Origin of the sequence: Synechococcus sp. R5-13, assembly GCF_047462015.1 — a bacterium.
Classification (GTDB): domain Bacteria; phylum Cyanobacteriota; class Cyanobacteriia; order Thermostichales; family Thermostichaceae; genus Thermostichus.
In genome coordinates this window covers 1-2,455 of the sequence record NZ_JANSIL010000040.1, presented here as the reverse complement: position 1 = coordinate 2,455, position 2,455 = coordinate 1, and the positions used below count along the sequence as shown (strand labels likewise).

Here is a 2,455-nt window from a genome sequence, read left to right as displayed (position 1 = left end):
ATTGCGCTCTTGGGGGCTGCTGTAAACCAGCCTAGAGGTTCGGGCTTGTTTTGTTCTCTGGTAGAGCAGAACAGGCCCAGGGCTACTGAAAGCCCGCTTCGTACCGCTTAGCGGTCGGAGCCGGGTAGTTTACCTTTCGACCTCATTTCGACCTCATTATTTTGTAGATTTTGTAGCTCGGCTGGGTTGAGCAGAAAGAGCGCTGGGAAGCGCAACCCGTCCAAGGAGGTCGGAGCCGGAAGCCAGTTGGACAGGTTAAGGTGAAGAGACTGTTAAGATTCTTATGGTTTTGCTGTTGCCAAGGCAACACCGCACCAACTAACATCTCGCTACACTGCGACCGCTCATGATTCATCCTCTGCTGCAACGGCTGCACCAATCCACCCTGACCCCGCTGCGGGATATCCACTGGACGCCGGAATTGTTCGGAATCCTCTTGGTGTACTTTGTGCAGGGGGCGGTGGGGCTGGCACGGCTGGCCACCAGCTTTTACCTGAAGGACAGCTTGGGCCTCAGCCCGTCTCAGGTGGCGGCGTTGATGGGCGTTGCCATGAGCCCCTGGATCCTCAAGCCCCTCTACGGCCTGCTGTCGGATACCGTACCGGTGGCGGGCTATCGGCGTCGTCCCTACCTCTTGTTGTCAGGGCTTCTGGGGTGTGGGGCTTGGCTGGGGATGGCCCTGTGGGCGCCGACGGCTGGTCTGGCCACCCTGTGGATGGTTTTGGGATCCCTGGCGGTGGCGGTAGGGGATGTAATCGTAGATTCGCTGGTGGTGGAGCGGGTACACGGCAGTGACTGGGCGGGGACGGGCACGCTGCAATCTTTAACTTGGGGAGCAACGGCCTTGGGATCCCTGCTCACCGCCTATTTGGGAGGAGCGCTCTTGGCCCATTATCCGCCGCAGGTGGTGTTTGGGCTGACGGCCTTTTTGCCGTTGTTCATCGCTCTGGCAGCTTGGGTTATTGCCGATCAACCGGTGGCGTTGTCCCAGGGCTGGGATCCCTTGCAACAACAGGTGGGGCAGGTGTGGCGGGCGCTGCGGCAACCCAGCATTTTGCTGCCGGTGCTGTTTGTGTTCGTTTGGCAGGCCACTCCCAGCGCCGATGCGGCTCTTTTTTACTTTGTCACCAACGATCTCGGCTTTGGGCCGGAATTTTTGGGTCAGGTGCGCTTGGTAACCAGCATCGCCAGTTTGCTGGGGGTAGGGATCTTCCAAGTGTACCTGCGGCGGATCCCACTGCGGCCCCTGTTCGGCTGGATGACCGTGATCTCGGCAGGGTTGGGCCTGACCAGCCTCATCTTGGTCTATCACCTCAACCGGGATTGGGGTATCGACGATCATTGGTTTAGCTTGGGGGACAGCCTGGTGCTGACGGTGGCAGGACAAATTGCCTTTATGCCAGTGCTGGTCTTGGCCGCCCGCCTCTGCCCCCCTGGGATCGAGGCCACCCTCTTTGCTCTGCTGATGTCGGCCTTTAATTTGGCGGGGTTTCTCTCCCAAGAGCTGGGATCCCTGCTGATGCATGGGCTGGGGGTAACGGAGACCGATTTCAGCCGGCTGGGGCTGCTGCTGATCCTGACCAACCTTTCTACCCTCTTGCCCCTGCCGTTTTTGGGCTGGCTGCCGGAAGAGAGCATAACCCTTGGCGGAGCAGAACTGGAGGCGGAAGCCCATGCCTCTCTGGAATCCTTTCTGCGGGATGTGCAGGCAGAAGAAGCGGAGACAGCCTTGGCGATGGAAGGGGTCTCTCTGGCCGAAACCGACCCAACCTAAAGAGACTCTGTCTGGCCTCGGGAAAGGCATACAGCCTCGGTGTCCAGCCGCTAAGATGGAGGGATGAGCTGGGTAGCCCCCACAACTCACTCGGATCTTTCACTTCAGGAGGGGACCGTGCTTCATCGTAGGATCTATCAACTCAGCCGCGAAGGCAAGGATGTGTGGATCTATCTGCGGGATCAGGGACGCTGGCTGGAACGGGCCAAGATCCTCGATATCGAAGGGGACACCATCCTAGTTCGCTACGAGACAGAAGATGAGGAGGAGATCTGCTCCTGGGAGGAGATGATTCGCCTGGAAAGCATTGGAGCTGTTGCTCAGCGCCTTTCCACCATTCCCAAGGGGATGCTCAGCACGTCAGATTTGCTCACCTCAGAAGACTGCCCTCCGGCTGAATTGCTGCATCCGCCACTGTTGCCTACCGAAGGAGAAGATCATCCCAGCAGCGAGCGCCTCGTGGAGGATTACTACCTGGATCGGGAGGCTCCTGCCGAGCTGCCGGTGCGCTCCAGTGGGGAAGATCTCAAACGGGCGGATCGTGCCCGGCACGATGCTGAAGGCACGGATTGAGTTCTCCGTTTGCCAGAGCGGCGCAGAAGAGCGCTTGACATCCTCAGCTAGAAATCGCAGGAGCCCCGCACTGTACCCGTAGGGTCAGTGTCGGGAGGAATGCGGAAG

Annotated in this window: 1 protein-coding gene and 1 pseudogene; both read left to right on the top strand. The window is 59.3% G+C overall.

The window, feature by feature from the left end; genetic code table 11:
• The first annotated feature begins 346 nt into the window (after nt 1-346).
• The gene (locus NW840_RS03715) at nt 347-1,774 is read left to right on the top strand and encodes a folate/biopterin family MFS transporter (protein ID WP_414342453.1); all 1,428 of its coding nucleotides are present in this window, start codon (nt 347-349) and stop codon (nt 1,772-1,774) included.
• Between the two features lie 117 nt (nt 1,775-1,891).
• A pseudogene (locus NW840_RS03710) lies at nt 1,892-2,182 on the top strand (DUF6679 family protein); the annotation flags it as partial.
• Nucleotides 2,183-2,455: the final 273 nt, after the last annotated feature.

Coding starts and splice junctions, on each gene's coding strand:
- NW840_RS03715 (WP_414342453.1), top strand. CDS start 347: ATGATTCATCCTCTGCTGCAACGGCTGCACCAATCCACCCTGACCCCG.